Genomic DNA, 20,498 nt, shown 5'->3' on the forward strand with positions numbered 1-20,498 from the left:
CCGGATGAGTTCGTCCGCCCGAATTCACATGCATCCGGGTGGACAGTGGGAATGCCGAAATTTCGTTTGCGGATCAGGGGACGCCTGTACGCAGGCTTCATGGCCCTGGTGGCGGTCGGTCTCGTGATGGCGGTGGTTGCCGTCTGGAATTTGTGGGCGGTCCAGGATCAGGTCGGAAGGCAATCGGCGCTTTCGGACAGCACCGCGCGGGTGCTGGAGATCTCGACCCATCTCCAGGCCATCCAGCGCGCCAACCTGCGCTACATCTACGATGCCAGCGAACCCGCAATGAAGGAGGCCGCCGAGCGGGAGACCGCGGCAATCGAGCTGTTGCAGGTCGGCGCCAAGGGCACAGCTTCCGAGGAGCGGCGGAAGCTCTACAACGATCTGATCGCCGACATCGGCAAAATGCGAAGCCTGCGTGACAATCTCGGCGACGCCGTCAACGAGGCGCGAACGGGCAAGGCGACGTTGCTGCCGAGCGGGGACGAACTGACCGTCAAGATGAACAAGCTGACCGACGTGGCGCGCGCAGCCGTCGACGAAGACACCGCGGCCCTCGTCGCGGACCTCGAATCCAGGCTGCTTCTCGTTCAAATCGCAAACTGGCGTTTCCTGGCCCTGCGCGACACCAAGGGGCCCGCCAACTTCAGGACCAATGTGGACCGGGCGTCGCAGCGGCTCGCGGCGATCGAAAAGAGCCCGCAGGCTGCGGAACTGCGAACCACGCTCGCGCCGGTGAAGACCTCGCTCGGAATCTACAAATCCGCGTTCGAGACGACGTCGGCCGCGATGCTCCAGGCCGACGAGATCTACCACAAGAACCTCGCGCCCCTCATCGTGGAGAGCATCGCCAAGCTCAAGATCGCTGAAACCGCCTTGAAGAAGGACTACCGGGACTCGCGCGCCAATGCCGAAGCGGTGATCGCGGGAACGACGTCCATCCAGGAGCTCGCCGGCGGCCTTGCCATCCTGTTCGGCGGCATCGTCGCGTTCCTGATCGCCCGCAGCATCGTCGGTCCCCTGACCTCGATGACGCGCGCGATGGGGCTGCTGGCCGGCGGCAATCTCGCGGTCGAGATTCCCGGCCGCGGCAAGGCCGACGAGATCGGCGACATGGCCAAGGCGATCGAGGTGTTCAAAACCAACATGCTCGACACCGAACGCCTGCGCGGCGAGCAGAGCGAGCTCGAGGCGCGGCAGGCCGAGAGCCGCAAGGCCGATATGGTCAGGCTTGCCGACCAGTTCGAGCAGGCGGTCGGCGAGATCGTCGATACCGTGTCGTCGGCATCGAGCGAGCTGGAGGCCTCGGCCGGCACGCTGACGGCGACCGCGACGCGTGCGCAGGACCTGTCGACCGAGGTGGCATCCGCCTCACAGGAGGCTACAGCCAATGTCCAGGCGGTTGCCTCGGCGACGGAGGAACTCTCGTCCTCGGTCACGGAGATCGCGCGCCAGGTGCAGGAATCCGCCCGCATCGCCAACGAAGCGGTCGGTCAGGCGAGCCGGACCAACGAGCGCGTCGGCGAGCTGTCCAAGGCGGCCGCCCGCATCGGCGACGTGGTCGAGTTGATCAGCACGATTGCCGGCCAGACCAACCTTCTGGCGCTGAACGCCACCATCGAGGCCGCGCGCGCCGGCGAGGCCGGCCGCGGCTTTGCGGTGGTCGCCTCCGAAGTGAAGGCGCTGGCCGAGCAGACCGCGAAAGCGACCGGCGAGATAGGCCAGCAGATTTCGAGCATCCAGGCCGCGACCGAGCAGTCGGTCGGGTCGATCCGGGAGATCAGCGGCACCATCGAGCGGCTGTCGGAGATCTCGTCGGCGGTTGCCGCCGCCGTGGAGCAGCAGGGCGCGGCGACGCAGGACATCTCCCGCAACGTCCAGCAGGCCGCCCATGGCACGCAGCGCGTCTCGACCAATATCGGCGACGTCCAGCGCGGCGCCTCCGAGACCGGCTCGGCCTCCTCGCAGGTGCTCTCGGCGGCCCGCTCGCTGTCGGCCGACAGCAACCGGCTGAAGCAGGAAGTCGCCAAATTCCTGAACTCGGTCCACGCGGCATAAAAGCAAAAGGCCACGCGCATGCGCGTGGCCTTCAAATCGCGGCGTGGCGCGATCAGGCGACCTTGGTCGTCATGTGCTTGAACATGTTGGCGCGCGCCTCGTCGTCCATCTCGGCCTTGAAGGTGAACTTGTCCTTCAGGCCGATCGCGCGCGCGGCCGCGGGCCGCGCCGAGATCTCGTCCACCAGCCGCTTCACGTTCGGGTATCGCGCAAAGGCGTCGTCGCCGAGCTTGAACGGCACCATCCGCGCCCAGCCCCACAGCGCCATGTCGACGATCGAATAGCTGTCGCCGACCATGTAGCGCCGACCTTTGAGGTGGTCGTCGAGAATCTTGTAGTGGCGATCGGTCTCGTACTGGTAGCGGTTGTGGGCATAGTCGTGGTTCTGGTCCTTCGGCGCGAAATGCTTGAAGTGCACGGCCTGGCCAGAATAGGGCCCGACGCCGGTGGCGATGAACATCAGCCATGACAGCGTCTCGCCGCGAATATTTGCGGCGGGCAGAAACTTGCCGGTCTTCTCGGCGAGATAAAGCAGGATGGCGTTCGAATCGAACACGATCGTGCCGCCGTCGTCGATCGCCGGCACCTTGGCGTTCGGATTGATCTTCAGATAGTCCGGCGTGAACTGCTCGCCCTTGCGGGTGTCGACCTTCACCGGCTCGAAGGGCAGGCCGGTCTCTTCGAGATAAAGCGCGACCTTGGTCGGGTTCGGCGAGCCGTTGAAATAGAATTTGAGCATCGATCATCTCCCCAGTGTTGTTGGCCAGAGCGAAACAAGAGCGAAAGCGGATTGTGGTCGTGAGCGAACGCAGCGTCACTGGCGCTGACGGCTTCTCTTGCCTGAACCTCGTCTGGGAGGGCAACCGGCGAGTTTGCCGGGCGGTATCTGCGCGGCACGCAGATCAGCCGGCGTAACAAAGGCCGATCGCAGCCGTAAGGATCATCGCCGCGCCGACCGCTTCCAGCCGCAGCCCGAGCCGCGTCGCGATGTGCATGTCGGAGGCCCGCGCCTTGCGCTCCGACCCGCGCGCGTAGCCGTGCACGATCACGTCGTGATTGAAATTGTCGTGAGCCTCGTTGCTGCTGGCGAGCCCGACGCAGATCACGAGCACGCCGAACAGGGCGAGCCCGAAAAATCCCAGCAGCGCGATCAGGAACATTGGAAACATGCCGAGCAGGAAGATCGGCAGCAGCGGCACCAGCAGCAATGTCTCGGACTGTCGTCGCATCGGAGGACCGGTCGGGACGGGACTGATCGGGGAAATCTAGTCCTCGCTGCCGCGTCCTTCAAGGTGCCGCAGTGCCGTAGGGTGGGCAAAGGCGCGAAGCGCCGTGCCCACCAGCGTGCTTTCGATTTGGATTGACAGGAATGGTGGGCACGCTTCGCTTTGCCCACCCTACGAGGTCGGAGTGCTGGGCTACCCCGCCGCCATGCCGGCGCGGATCTCGGCGCGGAGCTCGTCGATCAGCTTGAGACCCTTCTTGGTCTCGACGTGCCAAAAGGTCCAGCCGTTACAGGCCTGGGCGCCTTGCGCCACCGCGCCGATGCGGTGGATCGAGCCGACCTTGTCGCCCAGCATGATGGCGCCGTCGGCACGGACCAGCGCGCCAAGCTTTTTCTTGGCGTCGAACAGCTTCGTGCCTGGCATGATCATGCCGCGCTCGATCAGCTCGGAGAACGCGACCCGCGGCGCTTCGCGCGCGGTCATGAACGGGGCGAGGCTTTCTTCCGGCAGCGGCTCGACCGCCGCGATGCGCGCTTCGGCTGCCTTGGCGTAGGTCTTGTCGCGCTCGAAACCGATATAGGAACGGCCGAGGCGCTTTGCGACCGCGCCGGTGGTGCCGGTGCCGTTGAACGGATCGATCACGAGATCGCCGGGCTTCGACGACGACAGCAGCACGCGCGCGAGCAGGCCTTCCGGCTTCTGCGTCGGATGCACTTTCTTGCCATCGGCGCCCTTGAGGCGTTCCTCGCCGGTGCAGAGCGGGATCAGCCAGTCGGACCGTGCCTGCACGTCCTCGTTGGCCGCCTTCAGTGCCTCGTAGTTGAACGTATAGCCCTTGGCCTTCTCGTCGCGCGCGGCCCAGATCATGGTCTCGTGCGCGTTGGTGAAGCGGCGGCCGCGGAAATTCGGCATCGGGTTGGACTTGCGCCAGACGATGTCGTTCAGGAGCCAGAAGCCGAGGTCCTGCATGATCGCGCCGACGCGGAAGATGTTGTGATAGGAGCCGATCACCCAGATCGTCGCCGACGGCTTCATCGCGCGGCGGGCGGCAAGCAGCCAGGCGCGGGTGAAATCGTCATAGGCGGAGAACGAATCGAACTTGTCCCAGTCGTCGTCGACGGCATCGACATGGGATTCGTCGGGGCGCTTGAGATCGCCCTTGAGCTGGAGATTGTAGGGCGGATCGGCGAACACGAGATCGACCGAACCAGCCTGAAGCTTCGACATCTCGGCGACGCAATCGCCGAGGACGATGCTGTGCGAAGGAGACTCAAAATTTGTGCGGGGCGCCCTTGCAGACGCCCCGCGACGCGACACTACCATGACTCAAGAACTCTGACTCAGGCGACGCTGTCGGCGACGCGGGACCAAACAACCGACTGACCGTTACAATGAAGCGGCAAAGTAAAAATCGACTTAACCCGCCGTTTTCGTAAGCAGACCTCGCATCTTGCATTGAGCGCGTTTCGCTTCGCGCATTCGCCGCGTTTTCCAGTGTATTTCGTATTTCTTCGCGTTGCGGGAGCGGTCAGGTCGCCAAATTTCTCTCGGAAAAAATTGCACGACCCCCGGAAAAAATTGCTGGCATCGACATGCTGTCGCACTAGGCAATTTTTGCCGGCCACGATATTGATAAGTGCAACGGAAATTTTACGTATGTGGCGCGTTGAGCTTTCGCGCATCCGCGCGCCAAGAACCGCCATCCGGACCTTAAGGGAAAGCCGCCATGCGTTACGATGACTTTCGCCGCAGCGACGACGTCGAGGATCGTCGCGACGACGGTGGTGGCATGGGCGGCGGCGGAGGCGGGTTCGGCCTGCCGATGGGGGGCGGCGGCCTTGGCATCGGTACCATCATCGTGCTCGGCCTGGTCGGCTATGCCTTCGGCATCGATCCGCGCATCCTGATCGGCGGCGCCGAAATCCTCACTGGCGGCGGCCAGGCACCGTCCTACCAGACCGATCGGCAGTCGACCTCGGCCAAGCGCGGCGCGCCGACCGACGAGGTCGGCAGTATGATCGCCGGCATTCTCGGCGAGATCGACGACCGCTGGAGCGAGATCTTCCAGGCCAGCGGCCAGAACTATACCGGTCCGAAGGTCGTGCTGTTCCGCAACGCCACCAATGGCGGCCGCTGCGGCATGGCGCAGTCGGCGATGGGCCCGTTCTATTGTCCGCCGGACCGCACCATCTTCCTCGACACCGCCTTCTTCCGCGAGGTCGAGACACGCTTCCGCGGCTGCTCCGGCAAGTCCGCCTGCAACTTCACCACCGCCTACATCATTGCCCATGAGGCCGGCCATCACATCCAGAACCTGCTCGGCATCATTCCGCGCGTGACGCGGCTGCAGCAGCAGGCCGGCAGCAAGGCCGAGGCCAATGCCCTGCAGGTCAAGGTCGAATTGCAGGCCGACTGCCTGTCCGGCGTCTGGGTCAACCGCGAGGCGAAAAAGCGTCCGAACTTCCTCGAGCCCGGCGACATCGACGCCGCGCTGACCACGGCGAGCGCGATCGGCGACGATACGCTGCAGCGCCAGGCCACGGGCCGGGTCGTGCCCGATTCCTTCACCCACGGCTCGGCGGCGCAACGCAAGCAGTGGTTCATGACCGGCTACCAGCAGGGCACGGTCCAAGCCTGCAACACGTTCGGCGGCGGGCAGATGTAAGGTGGTCGTGGCGTCATCCTGAGGTGCTCGCCCTTGCGAGCCTCGAAGGATGGCGGGGCTCCGGCCCGTCCCTCGAGGCGCGCTTGTGCGCGCCTCAGGATGACGTCGGTGGGCGGATAGAAGGTGCGGTTCAATGGCCTCCATCGACGAAACAAAACAGTTCATCCCGCTCAACATCGCGGTGCTCACCGTCTCCGACACGCGCGCGCTCGCGGATGATAAATCCGGCCAGACGCTCGCCGACCGCCTTACCGCCGCCGGCCATCATCTGGCCGCGCGCGAGATCGTCACCGACGACGTCGAGGCGATCCGTGCGGTGATCCGCCGCTGGGTCGCGGATGCCGGCGTCGACGTCGTCATCACCACCGGCGGCACCGGCTTTACCGGACGCGACGTCACGCCGGAGGCGATCGAGCCGCTGTTCGAGAAACGCATGGACGGTTTCTCGATCGCCTTCCACATGCTGAGCCACGCCAAGATCGGGACGTCGACGATCCAGAGCCGCGCCACCGCGGGCGTGACCGGCGCGACCTACATCTTCTGCCTGCCCGGTTCGCCCGGCGCCTGCCGCGACGGCTGGGACGGCATCCTCAAGGCCCAGCTCGACTACCGCACGCGGCCCTGCAATTTCGTCGAGATCATGCCGCGGCTCGACGAGCATCTGCGCCGGCCGAAGGCGCAAGGCGCGACGGTGTGATTTCCTTTCTTCCCTTCCCCCCTTGTGGGGGAAGGTGGCGCGAAGCGCCGGATGAGGGGTTTCTATCGGCACGGTACGCGTGGAGACATACCCCTCACCCAAGCAAGCTTGTGTCTGCCAGCGTCGCCGCCCTCTCCCACAAGGGGCGAGGGCACATTCATGCGCATCCCGCATGCTGCGAGATCGTCAGAGATCACGCTCCCATGTCTCGCCGATCAGGTCGGCACCGAAGCTGTGGTGTTTCTCTTCCTTCACGAGCTTGAAGCCGGCGGACTGGTAGATGCCGCGTGCGGCGACCAGGATGCTCTGGGTCCACAGCGTCATCTTGCTGTAGCCCCTCTCGCGTGCGCCCTGGATGCACTGCTCGACCAGCGCGCGGCCGACACCGAGCCCTCGGGCTTTCTTCTCCACCTGCAACAGGCGCAGCTTGGCGATCTCGTCCGTGGCCTTGACCAGAAAGATCGAGCCAACCGGCTCGCCACCCACTTCCGCGATCCAGCAGTGCTCGCGCGCGGCGTCGTAATTCTTGATGAACTGTGCGCAGATCTCGGCGACCAGCGCCTCGTAGCTGATGTCCCAATTGTAGTCCGCGGCATAGGCGGCGGCCTGCCGGGAGATGACCCAGCCCATGTCACCGACGCGATGGCTGCGCAGCATGAAGGCCGCGGGCTGGCTTCGACGTTGCTCCAGCACGGTCTCGATGGTCGCCATGGCCTGCGTGAGCCGCGCTGCATCGCCGGCTGAAAGCCGAGCCAGCATTGCGGCGACCTCGTTTTGCGAACCCAGATTCAGCTTGGCGAAGGTTTGGCGGCCCTTGGCGGTGAGGCTGAGCTGGTATTGCCGGCGATCCGCGGGCAGGGGCCTTCGCGTGATCAGCCCCTTTTCGTCGAAGCTTTGGACGATGCGGCTGAGATAGCCGGCGTCGAGACCAAGCTCGTTTCCGATCTCCTTGGCCGCAAGGTCGTCGCGATGCGCGAGTTCATAGAGCACGCGGGCCTCGCTGAGCGAGAACGGGCTCTGCCCAAGATGCTGGTCGAGCACACCAAGCTTGCGGGTATAGAAGCGGTTGAAGGCGCGAACCGCTGCGATCTGGTCGTCGGTACCGTCGAATGTCATTGGGTCACCTCGATACTTGCCATTGTCAAATAATTATTTGACTTTGGCAAGTATTTGGTGGCCTCAGCCGACCATGACGATCCGGCTGCGCAGCATGGTCCGGGACGAGCGGCCGAGCCGCCGGAGCAGCCGCGCCTCGGAGCGGCGGGCCTGGGGCGGGTAGCCGCCGATCCGGTCGTAATGATCGCGCGCGATCAGAAGTCCCTGGTCGCCGAGCGGACCGACGAGCTTGCGCGTCACGGCGCGGAGGAGGTCGCGGATTCCGGTATCCGCGTAAGGCGAGCGCGCATAGCGGAACACCGCCGCACGATCCCGGCCGCTGGTCGCGACGGTGTGGATGAACTGGGTGGTCTCGTCGATCCAGCCGGTTTCCAGCACCGCGCCGGCGGGGAGGAACATCAGCCAGGGCGAACGGGCCTGGAGCGCGCCGGCGGCGAGCGCAGCGCCCTGCGAGGATCCCTCGAAGCCGATGAATCGGCAGCCTGCAACGTCCGCAACGCGCTCGATGACGCCGTTGCGGGTGCCGTCGACCAGCAGCACTTCGCGGATGACGCCCGCGGCGGCACCGGGTACCAGCGCGGCGAGGGTTGCGACCGCCGTCTGCTCGACGCCTTCGGTCGGAATGATGACGCTCAGCATGATTGAGGCTTCAGTGTCTGCACTTCGGGAGAAGCGTAGCTCGTTATGAATGTGTCATAAACACGCGGCGCTGCCGAGTGCAACCTTTTGGCGGCGCTACGGCCAGCGATGGTAAACCCCGGGAGGCCTATCGCAGCCGAATGTGTTGCGCGCGAGGTGGTCATGTTGCCGAATGTTTCGGCGTATCTCGTTGTCGTGAGCTTCAAACGGGGGCTTTCTCCGCCGGTATGATCGGGGCGAGGACGGCATTTTTCCGCAAGGCTGCATCGGCAGTCTGACACAGACCTTACGGTGGGAAAAACGTGCAACCGCGCGCCGCGCAAAGTGAGATAGTCCAGTGACCGCAGATCAACTTCCCGTTGGCACAACGCCGACATCGCCGAAGCCGGACGGTGCGCCGACCTTGCGGATCCGCGCCGTGATGCTGGGCGAACGCATCAATCCCTCGGGGCTCGAGCTGGGTGCGCCGGTCTCCTCGACGCCGGCCGCCTTCCGCGTCCATGCCGGCCTTGCCGTGATCTTCCGCTACGGCGTTGTGGTGCTGATCGGCCTGCTCCCCTCGGAGGAGAAGGTGCTGATCGACAGCCTGAAATCCCGCGTCATCGGCGAGCTCAGCCCCTTTGAAGAGGAGATCGCGCAAGCGCAGCTCTGCAAGGATGAAAGCACCGAAGCGATCCAGCCGGGCGGGCCGATCAATCTCTCGAAGTTTTCCGACGAGCGGCTGCTGCTGATCGCGGATGCACTGGCCAAGAGCACGTCGCTGGCGCGCGACGAACGCCGCGTCGCTGCGGTGTTCGACGTTATCGAGCCTTTTGCGCGCGAGCTTGCCGAGAAAGGCCGCACCTCGCGCCGGCGCAAGGGCATCCTCCAGCTCATCGGCAACGCGCTGCTGGTCCAGCAGCGCGTCGCCGGCCGCGTCGCGGTTGCCGAAAAGCCCGATGCGCTCTGGGAGAAGCCGCAGCTCGACCGGCTCTATGCGCGTCTCGAAGACGAGTACGAACTGAAGGAGCGTCTCGACACGCTCGAGCGCAAGCTCACGGTTGTTGCGGAGACGGCCGATGCGCTGACCGACATCATCGACACCCAGCGTTCGTTGCGGCTCGAAATCGCGGTGGTCGTGCTGATTTTGATCGAAGTCGCGATCGGCTGTATCCAGATCTTTGCCGGGATTCACTGAGTTCAGCAGGCGAGATGCGCATGACTGTGCCCTCGCCCCTTGTGGGAGAGGGCAGCGATGCAAGAAGACACAAGTTCATTTGGGTGAGGGGTCTGTCTCCGCGCATTCATTTGCATGTGTGAGCGCGGACAGAACCCCTCATCCGGCGCTTCGCGCCACCTTCTCCCACAAGGGGAGAAGGGAAGATGCACCCGCCAATCGCGTCTCATCTCGTTCGCAGCACCGCCGCGCAATGCCGCGCGATCGTCAACTCCTCATTCGTTGGAATGACCAGCACATCGACAGTACTGTCACCGCCGCTGATCCGCTCGCGTCCCCCGTCATTCGCAGCGGCATCGATGCGCACGCCAAGCCAGCCGAGACGCTCGCCGATTGCTCCACGGATGTCCGCAGCATGCTCGCCAATGCCACCGGTGAAGACCAGGCCGTCGAGCCCGCCAAGCGTGGTCGCCATCACCGCAACCTGCTGCGCCGCGCGGAAGGTGAAGAGATCGACCGCCTCGCGCGCCGCAGCCTCACTGCTTGCGAGCAGTGCGCGCATGTCCGCCGAGATCCCGGAGACGCCGAGCAGGCCGGACTCGTGATAGAGCAGGTGCTCGATGTGCTCGACGGACATCTTCTCGTGCTGTTGCAGATAGAGCAGGACGCCGGGATCGATCGTGCCGCAGCGGGTGCCCATCACCAGGCCATCGAGCGGCGTCAGTCCCATCGTGGTGTCGACGCTGCGGCCATCGCGCAAGCCGCACAGGCTCGCGCCATTGCCGAGATGCGCGATCACGGTGTGCTTCGAGGCGAGCTCCGGCGCGATTTCGGCGAGGCGGCCCGCGACATATTCGAAGGAGAGACCGTGGAACCCATAGCGCCGGATGCCGCGCTCCTCGAAGCGCCGCGGGATCGCGAAGCGGCTCGCGGGCGGCTCAATGCTGTGGTGGAAGGCGGTGTCGAAGCAGGCAATCTGCGTCAGGTCGGGCTTGATCGTCCTGATGGTCCGGACCGGCGCCAAGCAACGCGGCTGGTGCAGCGGCGCCAGCGGCGTCAGCGCCTCGAGTCTCGCGTAGACGTCGTCCGTCAGCGTCACCGGCCCGGAATAGTCCGGGCCGCCATGAACGATGCGGTGACCCACGGCGCGCAAGCGCTGATCGCCAAAGCGGTCCTTTATGAAGCCGAGCATGTCGGCGAGCAGGTGACCTCCGCTCGCGTCCGCCGTCTCCCTCCGTGTCTCGAACAGGTCCTCGCCCGCGGGGCTCCTTACCACGAGCCGCGGTTTCGCCTCATGCTCGTCGAGGAGGCCCTTGCACAGCAGGGCAGGCTCGGTCGCTGCAATGTCGAACAGGCCGAACTTGATGCTCGACGAGCCCGCGTTGAGGACGAGGACCGACGCGGTCATGACGTCAACCGGTCTTGCCCGGCCAGACCCAGTCGCGCACCGCAGGCATGTCCTCACCATGCTCGCGGACGTAACGCGAATGCTCGATCAGTCTGTCGCGGAATTGCTGCTTGACCTGCGCGGCCTTGGCCGCAAGCCCGGGCACGCGCTCGATCGCCTCGATCGCGAGGTGATAGCGGTCGAGCCCGTTGAGCACGACCATGTCGAACGGCGTCGTCGTGGTACCTTCCTCGGCAAAGCCACGCACATGCATGCCGGCATGGTTGGTGCGGTTATAGGTGAGACGGTGGATCAAATAGGGATAGCCGTGATAGGCGAAGATCACGGGCCTGTCTGATGTGAACAGGCCGTCGAAGTCGCGGTCGGAAAGGCCGTGCGGATGCTGCTCCCGGGGTTGCAGCGTCATGAGGTCGACGACGTTGACGACGCGGATCTTCAGGTCAGGCAGCGCCTTGCGCAGCAGGTCGACGGCGGCGAGCGTTTCCAGCGTCGGCACGTCGCCGGCGCAGGCCATCACCACGTCGGGCTCGCCGTTGGCGTCTTCGTTGCCGGCCCAGGTCCAGATGCCGATGCCGGCATCGCAATGCGTGGCCGCTTCCTGCATCGACAGCCATTGCGGCGACGGCTGCTTGCCGGCGACGATGACGTTGATGCGGTTGTAAGTGCGCAGGCAGTGGTCGGCGATCCACAACAGCGTGTTGGCGTCGGGCGGGAAGTAGATGCGGACGATGTCGGCCTTCTTGTTGGCGACGAGATCGACGAAGCCGGGATCCTGATGGCTGAAGCCGTTATGGTCCTGCCGCCAGACATGCGAGGTCAAGAGATAGTTGAGCGAAGCGATCGGGCGGCGCCACGGCAGATGCCGCGTGACCTTCAGCCATTTGGCATGCTGGTTGAACATGGAATCCACGATGTGGATGAAGGCCTCGTAGCAGGAGAAGAAGCCGTGCCGTCCGGTGAGCAGGTAGCCCTCGAGCCAGCCCTGGCAGAGATGCTCGCTCAAAACCTCCATGACGCGGCCGTCCTGTGCGAGGTGCACGTCGTAGGATTCGATCGGCTCCATCCAGACGCGTTCGGTGGCCTCGAACACCGCGTCGAGCCGGTTCGACGCGGTCTCGTCCGGACCCATGATGCGGAAGTTGCGCTCTTGCGCGTTGAGACGGATGACGTCGCGCAGGAATTTGCCGAGCTCGCGCGTCGCTTCCGCGGTCACGCCGCCGGGCTGCGGCACCTCCACGGCGAAGCTGCGGAAGTCCGGCAGCTTCAGCTCCTTCTTCAACAGACCGCCATTGGCGTGCGGATTGGCGCCCATGCGGCGGATGCCGTCGGGCGCCAGCGCCTGTAGCTCGGGGATGAGCGCGCCGTTCTTGTCGAACAGCTTGTCCGGCTCGTAGCTGCGCATCCAGTCTTCGAGCACCTTCAGATGCGCCGGGTTTTCGCGGCAACTCGCAACGGGAACCTGATGTGCGCGCCAGAAGCCCTCGACTTTCTTGCCGTCGACCTCTTTCGGGCCGGTCCACCCCTTCGGGCTGCGCAATACGATCATCGGCCAGCGCGGCCGTTCGACCGTCCTGCGCCCGTCGCGAGCGTGCTGCTGGATCGAGCGGATGCTGGCAAGCGCGACGTCGAGCGCGTCCGCCATGGCTTGGTGCATCAATCCGGGATCGTCGCCCTCGACGAACAGCGGCTCGTGGCCGAACCCGCGGAAGAGATCGCGGATCTCCTCGTCGCGCATCCGCCCGAGCACGGTCGGGTTGGCGATCTTGTAGCCGTTGAGATGCAGAATCGGCAGCACCGCCCCGTCATGGGCGGGATTGAGGAACTTGTTGGAGTGCCAGGACGCCGCGAGCGGACCGGTCTCGGCCTCGCCGTCGCCGACGACGCAGGCGACGACCAGGTCGGGGTTGTCGAATGCGGCGCCATAAGCGTGCACCAGCGCGTAGCCGAGCTCGCCGCCTTCGTGGATCGAGCCCGGCGTTTCCGGCGCCGCGTGGCTCGGAATGCCGCCAGGGAAGGAGAACTGTCTGAACAGCTTGCGCAATCCGTCCGCGTTGCGCGGGATGTCGGGATAGATCTCGCTGTAGCTGCCTTCGAGATAGGTGTTCGCCACCATGCCCGGCCCGCCATGGCCGGGGCCGCAGATATAGAGCACGCTGACGTCGAGCGCGCGGATGACACGGTTGAGATGGGCGTAGATGAAGTTGAGACCGGGTGTCGTGCCCCAATGTCCGAGCAAACGCGGCTTGATGTGCTCGGGCCGCAAGGGCTCGCGCAGCAGCGGATTGTCGAGCAGATAGATTTGCCCGACGGAGAGGTAGTTGGCGGCGCGCCAATAGCGATCGAGCAGATCGAGGTCGTTGCTCGCCGCACGCGATTTTTGTTGATTTGTCATGTTCATGCCGACCTTCCCCAGCGATTGTCACCAACTGTGTTCCGCGACGATTGATCCCTGTCCGGCATCGAACCGGATTGCCGCGACGGCCATGTTGCGTGAGGTCAAAGGACCGAGCCCGAAATTTGGGCGGCTACTGTGCATGGGGTTGTTCCCACGTTTTTTGTTTGCGTTCTTGATTTGTTCCTTTCTCGTGCTATCTTGGCTTCATGAGTCCAGCATCCTCTCATGCTCTCAAGCACCCGCCGGTCACGGCGCCCTCCGAGCCGGCGGGTGCGGACTCTGATTTTCCCGCCGATTTTCCAGAACTTGGCGTCGCCATCGACCGCGCGCGCAGGCGAGGGCGGGGCGCTCAATCCAATGCCAGCGGCCGCTTTGAAGCCGAGGCGCGCGTCGCCTTCGACGATGGCTGGCAGAGCCTGGAGGAGCTGCCGCCGTTCAAGACCAGTGTCGGCGTCGACACCTCCCGCAAGGTGATCACCCGCAACGAATCCCCTGACATCGGCTTCGATCGCTCGATCAATCCCTATCGCGGCTGCGAGCACGGCTGCGTCTACTGCTTCGCGCGGCCGACGCATGCCTATCTCGGCCTGTCGCCGGGGCTCGACTTCGAGTCCAAGCTGTTCGTGAAGCCCGAGGCGCCGGCGCTGCTCGAGAAGGAGCTCGCCGCGCCAGGCTACGAGCCCCGGATGATCGCGATCGGCACCAACACCGATCCCTATCAGCCGATCGAGCGCGAGCGCAAAATCATGCGCGGCATTCTCGAAGTGCTGGAGCGCGCCAGCCATCCCGTCGGCATCGTCACCAAGTCGGCGCTGGTGGTGCGCGACATCGACATTCTCGCGCGCATGGCCAAGCGCAACCTCGCCAAGGTCGCGATCTCGGTCACCTCGCTCGATCCGAAGCTCGCGCGCACCATGGAGCCGCGGGCCTCGACGCCGCCGAAGCGGCTGGAGGCGCTGAAGCAGCTTTCGGAGGCCGGCATTCCGACCACCGTGATGGTCGCGCCTGTCATTCCTGCGCTGAACGATTCCGAGATCGAGCGCATTCTCGACGCCGCCGCCCATGCCGGCGTCAAGGAAGCCTCCTACGTGCTGCTGCGGCTGCCGCTGGAGGTGCGCGATCTCTTCCGCGAATGGCTGATGGCGAATTATCCGGACCGCTACCGCCACGTCTTCACCCTGATCCGCGACATGCGCGGCGGCCGCGACTACGATGCGAAATGGGGCGAGCGGATGAAGGGCACGGGACCGATGGCCTGGACCATCGGCCGCCGCTTCGAGATCGCCTGCGACAGGCTCGGTCTGAACAAGCGGCGCTCGAAGCTGACGACGGATCACTTTGCAAGGCCGAAGCGGAACGGCGATCAGCTCAGCCTGTTCTGATCGGGAAGTGGAAGAGGCGTTGCATGAGCAAGGAACTCACCGTGCCGGTGCCGCGGCTCACCGTCATCACCCTCGGCGTGAGCGACATTCGCGCCAGCATCGCCTTTTATGACGCGCTGGGTTTCTCGCGCCGGCTGAAGGCGACCGGCGAGGCCGTCGCCTTCTATGATACCGGTGGTCCGGTGCTTGCCCTGTTTCACTGGGACAAGCTCGCGGCAGACGCCAAGCTGCCTGATGATCCGAGGCCTGCGACCTTCCGCGGCATGACGCTCGCATGGAACTGCCTGACACGTGAGGAGGTCGATGCGGTGCTGGCCTTCGCGCTCGGCAAGGGCGCGAAGCTGCTGAAAGCGGCGCATGAGACCGATTACGGCGGCTATTCCGGCTATTTCGCCGATCCCGACGGCCATCCCTGGGAGGTCGTGGTCGCGCCGGGCATCGAGGTCGGTGAGGACCGGCGGGTGCATCTGGCCGAGTAGGGCTCGTCTGAATAACGGGAATTGCGAGGGGTTCCCGGTTGCGCCGGCCGGGCTGCTTGCGCACGATCCCGGCCATGATTCGGGACAAGTCCGCCAAGAAGCCGGCCAAAGACGCGCCAAAGAAGGACGCCGCAAGGAAGGCAGCGCCCGCGAAGGCGGCCAAGCCTTCCGCCGTCAAGCCTCCCGCCATCAAGGCCCCGGCCGGCAGGAAAGGTATCATCGCGATTGCGCCGCCGAGCTTTCGCCGCGAGCGCGCGCTGATCAAGCGCGGGGTCTGGCCGGTCGCTGGCTGCGACGAGGCCGGCCGCGGGCCGCTCGCCGGACCCGTGGTGGCCGCCGCGGTGATTCTCGATCCGGACCGCATTCCGCGCGGCATCGACGATTCCAAGCGCCTGACGGCCGAGGAGCGGGAAAGGCTGTTCGACAAGATCTGCGCCACCGCGCAGGTCTCGGTCGCCGTCGCCTCGCGCTCCCGGATCGACCGCGACAACATCCTGCGTGCCTCGCTGTGGGCGCTGAAGCGCGCCGTGGTGGCACTGCCCGATTCGCCGCGCCACGTGTTCGTCGACGGCCGCGATCGGCTCGACACCGCCTGCGACTGCGAGGCCGTGATCGGCGGCGACGGCATCGTCCTGTCGATCGCCGCGGCCTCGATCATCGCCAAGGTGACGCGGGACCGCCTGATGTGCGCGCTGGCGCAGGACTGCCCCGGCTATGGCTTCGAGCAGCACAAGGGCTACGCCGTTCCCGAGCACCTCGACGCGCTCGACCGCCTCGGTCCCACCGTTCACCACCGCAGCTTCTTCGCCCCCGTCGCCGCCGCCCGCGCCAAGCACATGCCCTGGACGGTCGAGCCGGTGCGGGACTTGTTTGCGGTGACCGAGATGGAAGTGCAGGTGGAAGCGGCCGTCGAAATCGATGCTTCCGCGAACCTCTAGGGCAGACTGTCGTTGCCACAACGCGTGACGCCCTTTATCAAAACAGATGTGAGCGAATAGGGCCGGCTGAACGGGTTGGCTGCATCTTTCGGACGTTGCATGCGGTTTACCTCCCTGGTCATCGAGCTCATTCGCGCCCGGCCGCGGCTGATCGTGTGGATCGCCGTGCTGCTCCAGGCCGCGATGTGGCTGTTCGTGGCGCTGGTGTTTTATCGCAGCCCGCCCGGCACGCTGGCGACGCTGCTTGCGTTCGGTCGCGAATACCAGGTCGGCACTGATCTCGGCCCGCCCTTGCCGATCTGGCTGGCCGACATCGCCTACCGCGCCGCCGGCGGCCACGTGTTCGGCGTCTATGTCCTCGCCCAGCTCTGCGAGATCGCGACCTTCGTCGCGCTTTATCATCTCTCCCGCGCCGTGGTCGGCTCACAGCAGGCGGTGCTGGCCGTGCTGCTGACCATGACGGTGCTGGCCTTCTCCTCGCCCGCGCTCGACTTCGGCCCGCTGGTGCTGGCGCGGCCGCTCTGGGCGCTGCTGCTGCTGCACTCCTGGCAGATCATCGGCCAGCGCCGCGGCAACGCTTGGTTCGCCTGGTCGATCGAGGCCGGCCTGTTGCTGCTGACGACGCCCGCGGCGATCTTCCTCCTGCTGCTGCTCGTTGTCTTCGCGATCTCGACCGCCGGCGGCCGCCGCACATTGCGCGCGCTCGATCCGCTGTTCGCGCTGATCGTCGTCGCGGTGCTGGCGCTGCCCTACGCGGTCTGGCTGATGCGCGCCGAGACGCTGGTCCTGCCGACGTTGCCGCAAGTCGCCGAGTTGAACGCTCGCGCGCTGCACGCGGCCTGGCTGCTTGGCGGGCTCGTGCTCGGGGCCGCGGCGATCCCGGCGCTGACCTTCCTCAACACCGGCATTTTCGTCGCCAAGGGCGAGGAAGCGCCAATCATCTACCGCCCGCCGGTCGCGCCGCTGGCGCGCAATTTTGTCTATTTCTTCGCGCTGGCGCCTGCGCTCGGCGCGGTGCTGATCTCCGGCGTGCTCGGGCTCGATGCCGTCGTGGGCGGCGCCGGCGTCGTGCTGGTGATGTCGGGCCTTGCCGTCGTCGTGACGGCGGGCAACCTCATCGCGATGCGCCGCGCGCGGATGCTGCGGACGGTGTGGGCTGCCGCCGTGGCGGCACCCGCAGCCGGCGTCGTGCTTGCCGTCCTGTTCCTGCCCTGGACCGGCGCCAATGAGATCGCGACCTCGATGCCGGCGCGCGCGATTTCGGACTTCTTCGACGAGAGCTTTGCCCGCCGCACCAACCATCGCCTGCGCGCGGTCGCCGGCGAGACCCAGCTTGCGAGCCTGATCACGTTGCATTCCGGCCGACCGCATCTCTTCATCGATGCCCAGCCCGCGCGCACCCCGTGGATGAGCCAGTCCAAATTCGCCGAGACCGGCGGCGTCGTGGTCTGGCGCGCCTCCGATACCGCCGGCACGCCGCCGCCCGAAATCCTCGCGCGCTTCCCCGGCATCGTGCCGGAGGTGCCGCGCGCCTTCGAATGGCTCGTCACCGGCCGCCAGCAGCTGCTGCGCATCGGCTGGGCGATCGTGCGGCCAAAGGGAACGTGAATTCGGACATCGCAGGGTGGGCAAAGCGAAGCGTGCCCACCACCTCTATCGCTACGCGGGATAGGCTTGATGGTGGGCACGGCGCTTCGCGCCTTTGCCCACCCTACGACAGCTCGCTATCCCGCCAGCACCTTCGCGATCGCCCGCAGATCCTGCCAGGCCAGCCGCTTGTACGACGGCGAGCGCAACAGATAGGCCGGATGGAACGTCGGTAGCGCGCGGATAGTGCGCTGGCCGGTCTCGTACTCGAACCAGCGCCCGCGGGTGCGCATGATGCCTTCGCGCGTCGACAGCAGCGTCTGCGTCGAGGGATTGCCGAGCGTCACCAGCACGTCGGGATTCACCAGCTCGATCTGGCGCTGGATGAACGGCAGGCACACCTGGGTCTCCTGCGGCGTCGGCGTCCGGTTGCCCGGCGGCCGCCAGGGAATCACGTTGGCGATGTAGGCGGTGGTGCGGTTGAGGCCGATGGCTCCTATCATCAGATCGAGCAGCTTGCCGCTGCGCCCGACGAAGGGCAGCCCTTCGATGTCCTCGTCGCGGCCCGGCGCCTCGCCGACGAACATGATGCGCGCCTGCGGATTGCCGTCGGCGAACACCAGCCGCGTCGCGGTGTGCTTCAGTGCGCAGCCTTCGAAGCCCTGCATCAGTTCGCGCAGCGCCTCGAGCGTCGGCGCGGTGCGTGCGGCCTCGCGTGCGGAGGCGATGGCGACGTCGGGCGCGGGTGCGGCCTCGCCACGCATCACCGCCGGCGCGGCGACCGGCCGCGGCGCCTCGACCGCAGGGGCCGCGCGCGGGGCCGGCGGTGGAGCGTCCAATTCCGCCAGGCGGTCGATCGGTTCCTCCGCGAGCGCGCAATCGACCCCGGCCTCCAGATAGAAGGCGAGAAGCTCTCGGACGGTGGGTGCGGGTTCGGGTATCATTTTGGAAAGTCAGACTATTAGTTCATCTTAAGGTGCCTTGCATCCCAGCGAAACGCATTTCCGTGGTTGTCCTGCCCGGAAAAATCGGAAACAAGGGGGCGCAAACGACCTTAGAACGTCTCAAGGGCTGAGATCAGATGAGCACCGAAGAACTGCCTCCGCGCGAATCCATGGAATTCGACGTCGTCATCGTCGGCGCAGGCCCCTCGGGCCTCGCCGCGGCGATCCGGCTGAAGCAGCTCAACGCCGATCTCAACGTCGTCGTGGTGGAGAAGGGTTCCGAGGTCGGCGCGCACATTCTCTCCGGTGCGGTGATCGATCCGATCTCGCTCGACAAGCTGATCCCGGACTGGCGCGAGGATGCCGACTGTCCGCTGAAGACCCAGGTCAAGGACGACCACTTCTACTGGATGTTCGGCGACAACCGCATCAAGCTACCGGGCTTCGCGATGCCGCCGCTGATGAATAATCATCACTGCTACATCGGCTCGCTCGGCAATGTCTGCCGCTGGCTCGCGCCGAAGGCGGAAGCGCTCGGTGTCGAGATCTATCCGGGTTTTGCCGCAGCCGAAGTGCTCTATGACGACAAGGGCGCGGTGCGGGGTATCGCGACCGGCGACATGGGGATCGCCCGGGATGGCACGCACAAGGACTCCTACACCCGCGGCATGGAGCTGCTCGGCAAGTACACGCTGTTCGCCGAAGGCGCGCGCGGCTCGCTGACGAAGCAGCTGATCGCGAAGTATCAGCTCGACGCCAAGAGCGAACCGCCGAAGTTCGGCATCGGCCTGAAGGAAGTCTGGCAGATCGATCCGGCCAAGCACAAGAAGGGCCTGATCCAGCACTCGTTCGGCTGGCCGCTCAACAACTCCACCGGCGGCGGCTCGTTTCTCTATCACTACGACGACAACCGCGTCGCGGTCGGCTTCGTCGTGCATCTCAACTACGACGATCCGTATCTGTCGCCGTTCGATGAATTCCAGCGCTTCAAGACCCATCCCTCGATCCGCGACGTGTTCGAAGGCGGCAAGCGTCTCGCCTATGGCGCGCGCGCCATCACCGAAGGCGGCTACCAATCGGTGCCGCGGCTGACCTTCCCGGGCGGCGCGCTGGTCGGCTGCGCGGCCGGCTTCGTCAACGTCCCCCGCATCAAGGGCGTCCACAACGCGATGGGCACCGGCATGCTCGCGGCCGAGCATCTCGCCGCCGCGCTCGCCGAAGGCCGCGCCAATGACGAGGTCGTCGCCTACGAGAACGCCTGGCGCGATTCCGCGGTCGGCAAGGACCTCTTCAGGATCCGCAACGTCAAGCCGCTGTGGTCGAAGTTCGGCACCTTCCTCGGCGTGCCGCTCGGCGCAATCGACATGTGGACCAATCAGCTGTTCGGCATCTCGCTGTTCGGCACGCTGTCGCATGCCAAGCCCGATCGCGCCACGCTCGATCCGGCCAAGAGCCACGCGCCGAAGAACTACCCGAAGCCGGACGGCAAGATCTCCTTCGACAAGCTCTCGTCGGTATTCCTGTCCAACACCAACCATGAGGAGGACCAGCCGGTCCATCTGAAGGTCGCGGACATGAACCTGCAGAAGACCTCGGAGCACGACGTCTTCGCCGGTCCCTCGAACCGCTATTGTCCGGCCGGCGTCTACGAGTGGGTCGAGGAAGGCGCGAGCCCGCGCTACCAGATCAACGCCCAGAATTGCGTCCACTGCAAAACCTGCGACGTGAAGGACCCCAACGGCAATATCACCTGGGTTCCCCCGGAAGGCGGTGGCGGCCCGAACTACGAGGCGACGTAAGCCGGC

17 protein-coding genes are annotated in these 20,498 nt (G+C 65.5%); 9 read left to right on the plus strand and 8 right to left on the minus strand.

Annotated features, from left to right (window positions below; all coding sequences use genetic code 11):
* Positions 1–51: 51 nt before the first annotated feature.
* The gene (locus NLM15_RS10570; RefSeq protein WP_254116894.1) at positions 52–2,061 is read left to right on the plus strand and encodes a methyl-accepting chemotaxis protein; all 2,010 of its coding nucleotides are present in this window, start codon (positions 52–54) and stop codon (positions 2,059–2,061) included.
* Between the two features lie 52 nt (positions 2,062–2,113).
* Here NLM15_RS10570 and NLM15_RS10575 read toward each other — a convergent pair whose 3' ends face one another.
* The 3 genes from NLM15_RS10575 to NLM15_RS10585 all read right to left on the minus strand — a co-directional run bounded on the left by NLM15_RS10575 (position 2,114) and on the right by NLM15_RS10585 (position 4,610).
* Entirely contained in the window at positions 2,114–2,800 is a 687-nt protein-coding gene (locus NLM15_RS10575; RefSeq protein WP_254116895.1) for a glutathione S-transferase family protein, read from the minus strand.
* Positions 2,801–2,963: 163 nt separating this feature from the next.
* Positions 2,964–3,290 (minus strand): hypothetical protein, encoded by a 327-nt coding sequence (locus tag NLM15_RS10580; protein ID WP_254116896.1) that lies wholly within the window; start codon positions 3,288–3,290, stop codon positions 2,964–2,966.
* Between the two features lie 189 nt (positions 3,291–3,479).
* Positions 3,480–4,610 carry a site-specific DNA-methyltransferase gene (locus NLM15_RS10585; RefSeq protein WP_305887433.1) on the minus strand — a complete coding sequence of 377 codons (1,131 nt, stop codon included), beginning with the start codon at positions 4,608–4,610 and terminating at the stop codon, positions 3,480–3,482.
* A gap of 403 nt (positions 4,611–5,013) precedes the next feature.
* Between NLM15_RS10585 and NLM15_RS10590 the strand changes: the two genes are divergently transcribed.
* On the plus strand, positions 5,014–5,952 hold the full coding sequence (locus NLM15_RS10590; protein WP_254116898.1) for a neutral zinc metallopeptidase: 939 nt from the start codon (positions 5,014–5,016) through the stop codon (positions 5,950–5,952).
* Between the two features lie 133 nt (positions 5,953–6,085).
* Positions 6,086–6,649, plus strand: coding sequence for a molybdenum cofactor biosynthesis protein B (moaB, locus tag NLM15_RS10595; RefSeq protein WP_254116899.1), 564 nt, complete (start codon positions 6,086–6,088; stop codon positions 6,647–6,649).
* Positions 6,650–6,835: 186 nt separating this feature from the next.
* Here moaB and NLM15_RS10600 read toward each other — a convergent pair whose 3' ends face one another.
* Together NLM15_RS10600 and NLM15_RS10605 are read right to left on the minus strand one after the other, a co-directional pair.
* On the minus strand, positions 6,836–7,765 hold the full coding sequence (locus NLM15_RS10600; protein WP_254116900.1) for a helix-turn-helix domain-containing GNAT family N-acetyltransferase: 930 nt from the start codon (positions 7,763–7,765) through the stop codon (positions 6,836–6,838).
* Between the two features lie 63 nt (positions 7,766–7,828).
* Positions 7,829–8,404, minus strand: a complete 576-nt coding sequence (locus NLM15_RS10605; protein ID WP_254116901.1) for a glycosyl transferase — start codon at positions 8,402–8,404, stop codon at positions 7,829–7,831.
* A gap of 337 nt (positions 8,405–8,741) precedes the next feature.
* Here NLM15_RS10605 and NLM15_RS10610 point away from each other — a divergent pair, with 337 nt between their 5' ends.
* On the plus strand, positions 8,742–9,581 hold the full coding sequence (locus NLM15_RS10610; RefSeq protein ID WP_254116902.1) for an RMD1 family protein: 840 nt from the start codon (positions 8,742–8,744) through the stop codon (positions 9,579–9,581).
* Positions 9,582–9,786: 205 nt separating this feature from the next.
* On the opposite strand, the gene NLM15_RS10615 is transcribed toward NLM15_RS10610, so the two are convergent.
* Both NLM15_RS10615 and NLM15_RS10620 read right to left on the minus strand, forming a co-directional pair.
* Positions 9,787–10,968 carry an acetate/propionate family kinase gene (locus tag NLM15_RS10615; RefSeq protein ID WP_254116903.1) on the minus strand — a complete coding sequence of 394 codons (1,182 nt, stop codon included), beginning with the start codon at positions 10,966–10,968 and terminating at the stop codon, positions 9,787–9,789.
* Positions 10,969–10,972: 4 nt separating this feature from the next.
* Complete coding sequence (locus tag NLM15_RS10620) at positions 10,973–13,360, minus strand: phosphoketolase (protein WP_254124205.1); 2,388 nt, start codon at positions 13,358–13,360, stop codon at positions 10,973–10,975.
* Between the two features lie 209 nt (positions 13,361–13,569).
* On the opposite strand from NLM15_RS10620, the gene NLM15_RS10625 reads away from it, so the two are divergent.
* The 4 genes from NLM15_RS10625 to NLM15_RS10640 all read left to right on the plus strand — a co-directional run bounded on the left by NLM15_RS10625 (position 13,570) and on the right by NLM15_RS10640 (position 17,770).
* Positions 13,570–14,745 (plus strand): PA0069 family radical SAM protein, encoded by a 1,176-nt coding sequence (locus NLM15_RS10625; RefSeq protein ID WP_254116904.1) that lies wholly within the window; start codon positions 13,570–13,572, stop codon positions 14,743–14,745.
* A gap of 23 nt (positions 14,746–14,768) precedes the next feature.
* A complete protein-coding gene (locus NLM15_RS10630) occupies positions 14,769–15,224 on the plus strand; it encodes a VOC family protein (protein ID WP_254116905.1) in 456 nt (151 codons plus the stop codon).
* Positions 15,225–15,298: 74 nt separating this feature from the next.
* Positions 15,299–16,162 (plus strand): ribonuclease HII, encoded by an 864-nt coding sequence (locus NLM15_RS10635; protein ID WP_254116906.1) that lies wholly within the window; start codon positions 15,299–15,301, stop codon positions 16,160–16,162.
* Positions 16,163–16,261: 99 nt separating this feature from the next.
* Entirely contained in the window at positions 16,262–17,770 is a 1,509-nt protein-coding gene (locus NLM15_RS10640; protein WP_254116907.1) for a glycosyltransferase family 39 protein, read from the plus strand.
* 116 nt (positions 17,771–17,886) lie between these two features.
* On the opposite strand, the gene NLM15_RS10645 is transcribed toward NLM15_RS10640, so the two are convergent.
* Positions 17,887–18,693, minus strand: coding sequence for a uracil-DNA glycosylase family protein (locus tag NLM15_RS10645; protein WP_254116908.1), 807 nt, complete (start codon positions 18,691–18,693; stop codon positions 17,887–17,889).
* Positions 18,694–18,830: 137 nt separating this feature from the next.
* Here NLM15_RS10645 and NLM15_RS10650 point away from each other — a divergent pair, with 137 nt between their 5' ends.
* Positions 18,831–20,492 carry an electron transfer flavoprotein-ubiquinone oxidoreductase gene (locus NLM15_RS10650; RefSeq protein WP_254116909.1) on the plus strand — a complete coding sequence of 554 codons (1,662 nt, stop codon included), beginning with the start codon at positions 18,831–18,833 and terminating at the stop codon, positions 20,490–20,492.
* Positions 20,493–20,498: the final 6 nt, after the last annotated feature.

Origin of the sequence: Bradyrhizobium sp. CCGB20 (genome assembly GCF_024199855.1) — a bacterium.
Lineage (GTDB): Bacteria > Pseudomonadota > Alphaproteobacteria > Rhizobiales > Xanthobacteraceae > Bradyrhizobium.

Excerpts from the sequence above, each read along its gene's own strand:
- NLM15_RS10615 (WP_254116903.1), bottom strand. The coding sequence starts at position 10,968 with ATGACCGCGTCGGTCCTCGTCCTCAACGCGGGCTCGTCGAGCATCAAG.
- NLM15_RS10600 (WP_254116900.1), bottom strand. The coding sequence starts at position 7,765 with ATGACATTCGACGGTACCGACGACCAGATCGCAGCGGTTCGCGCCTTC.
- NLM15_RS10640 (WP_254116907.1), top strand. The coding sequence starts at position 16,262 with ATGCGGTTTACCTCCCTGGTCATCGAGCTCATTCGCGCCCGGCCGCGG.
- NLM15_RS10580 (WP_254116896.1), bottom strand. The coding sequence starts at position 3,290 with ATGCGACGACAGTCCGAGACATTGCTGCTGGTGCCGCTGCTGCCGATC.
- NLM15_RS10635 (WP_254116906.1), top strand. The coding sequence starts at position 15,299 with ATGATTCGGGACAAGTCCGCCAAGAAGCCGGCCAAAGACGCGCCAAAG.
- NLM15_RS10630 (WP_254116905.1), top strand. The coding sequence starts at position 14,769 with ATGAGCAAGGAACTCACCGTGCCGGTGCCGCGGCTCACCGTCATCACC.
- NLM15_RS10650 (WP_254116909.1), top strand. The coding sequence starts at position 18,831 with ATGAGCACCGAAGAACTGCCTCCGCGCGAATCCATGGAATTCGACGTC.
- NLM15_RS10625 (WP_254116904.1), top strand. The coding sequence starts at position 13,570 with ATGAGTCCAGCATCCTCTCATGCTCTCAAGCACCCGCCGGTCACGGCG.
- NLM15_RS10585 (WP_305887433.1), bottom strand. The coding sequence starts at position 4,610 with ATGGTAGTGTCGCGTCGCGGGGCGTCTGCAAGGGCGCCCCGCACAAAT.
- NLM15_RS10645 (WP_254116908.1), bottom strand. The coding sequence starts at position 18,693 with ATGATACCCGAACCCGCACCCACCGTCCGAGAGCTTCTCGCCTTCTAT.
- NLM15_RS10605 (WP_254116901.1), bottom strand. The coding sequence starts at position 8,404 with ATGCTGAGCGTCATCATTCCGACCGAAGGCGTCGAGCAGACGGCGGTC.
- NLM15_RS10620 (WP_254124205.1), bottom strand. The coding sequence starts at position 13,360 with ATGACAAATCAACAAAAATCGCGTGCGGCGAGCAACGACCTCGATCTG.
- NLM15_RS10575 (WP_254116895.1), bottom strand. The coding sequence starts at position 2,800 with ATGCTCAAATTCTATTTCAACGGCTCGCCGAACCCGACCAAGGTCGCG.
- NLM15_RS10590 (WP_254116898.1), top strand. The coding sequence starts at position 5,014 with ATGCGTTACGATGACTTTCGCCGCAGCGACGACGTCGAGGATCGTCGC.
- NLM15_RS10570 (WP_254116894.1), top strand. The coding sequence starts at position 52 with ATGCCGAAATTTCGTTTGCGGATCAGGGGACGCCTGTACGCAGGCTTC.
- moaB (WP_254116899.1), top strand. The coding sequence starts at position 6,086 with ATGGCCTCCATCGACGAAACAAAACAGTTCATCCCGCTCAACATCGCG.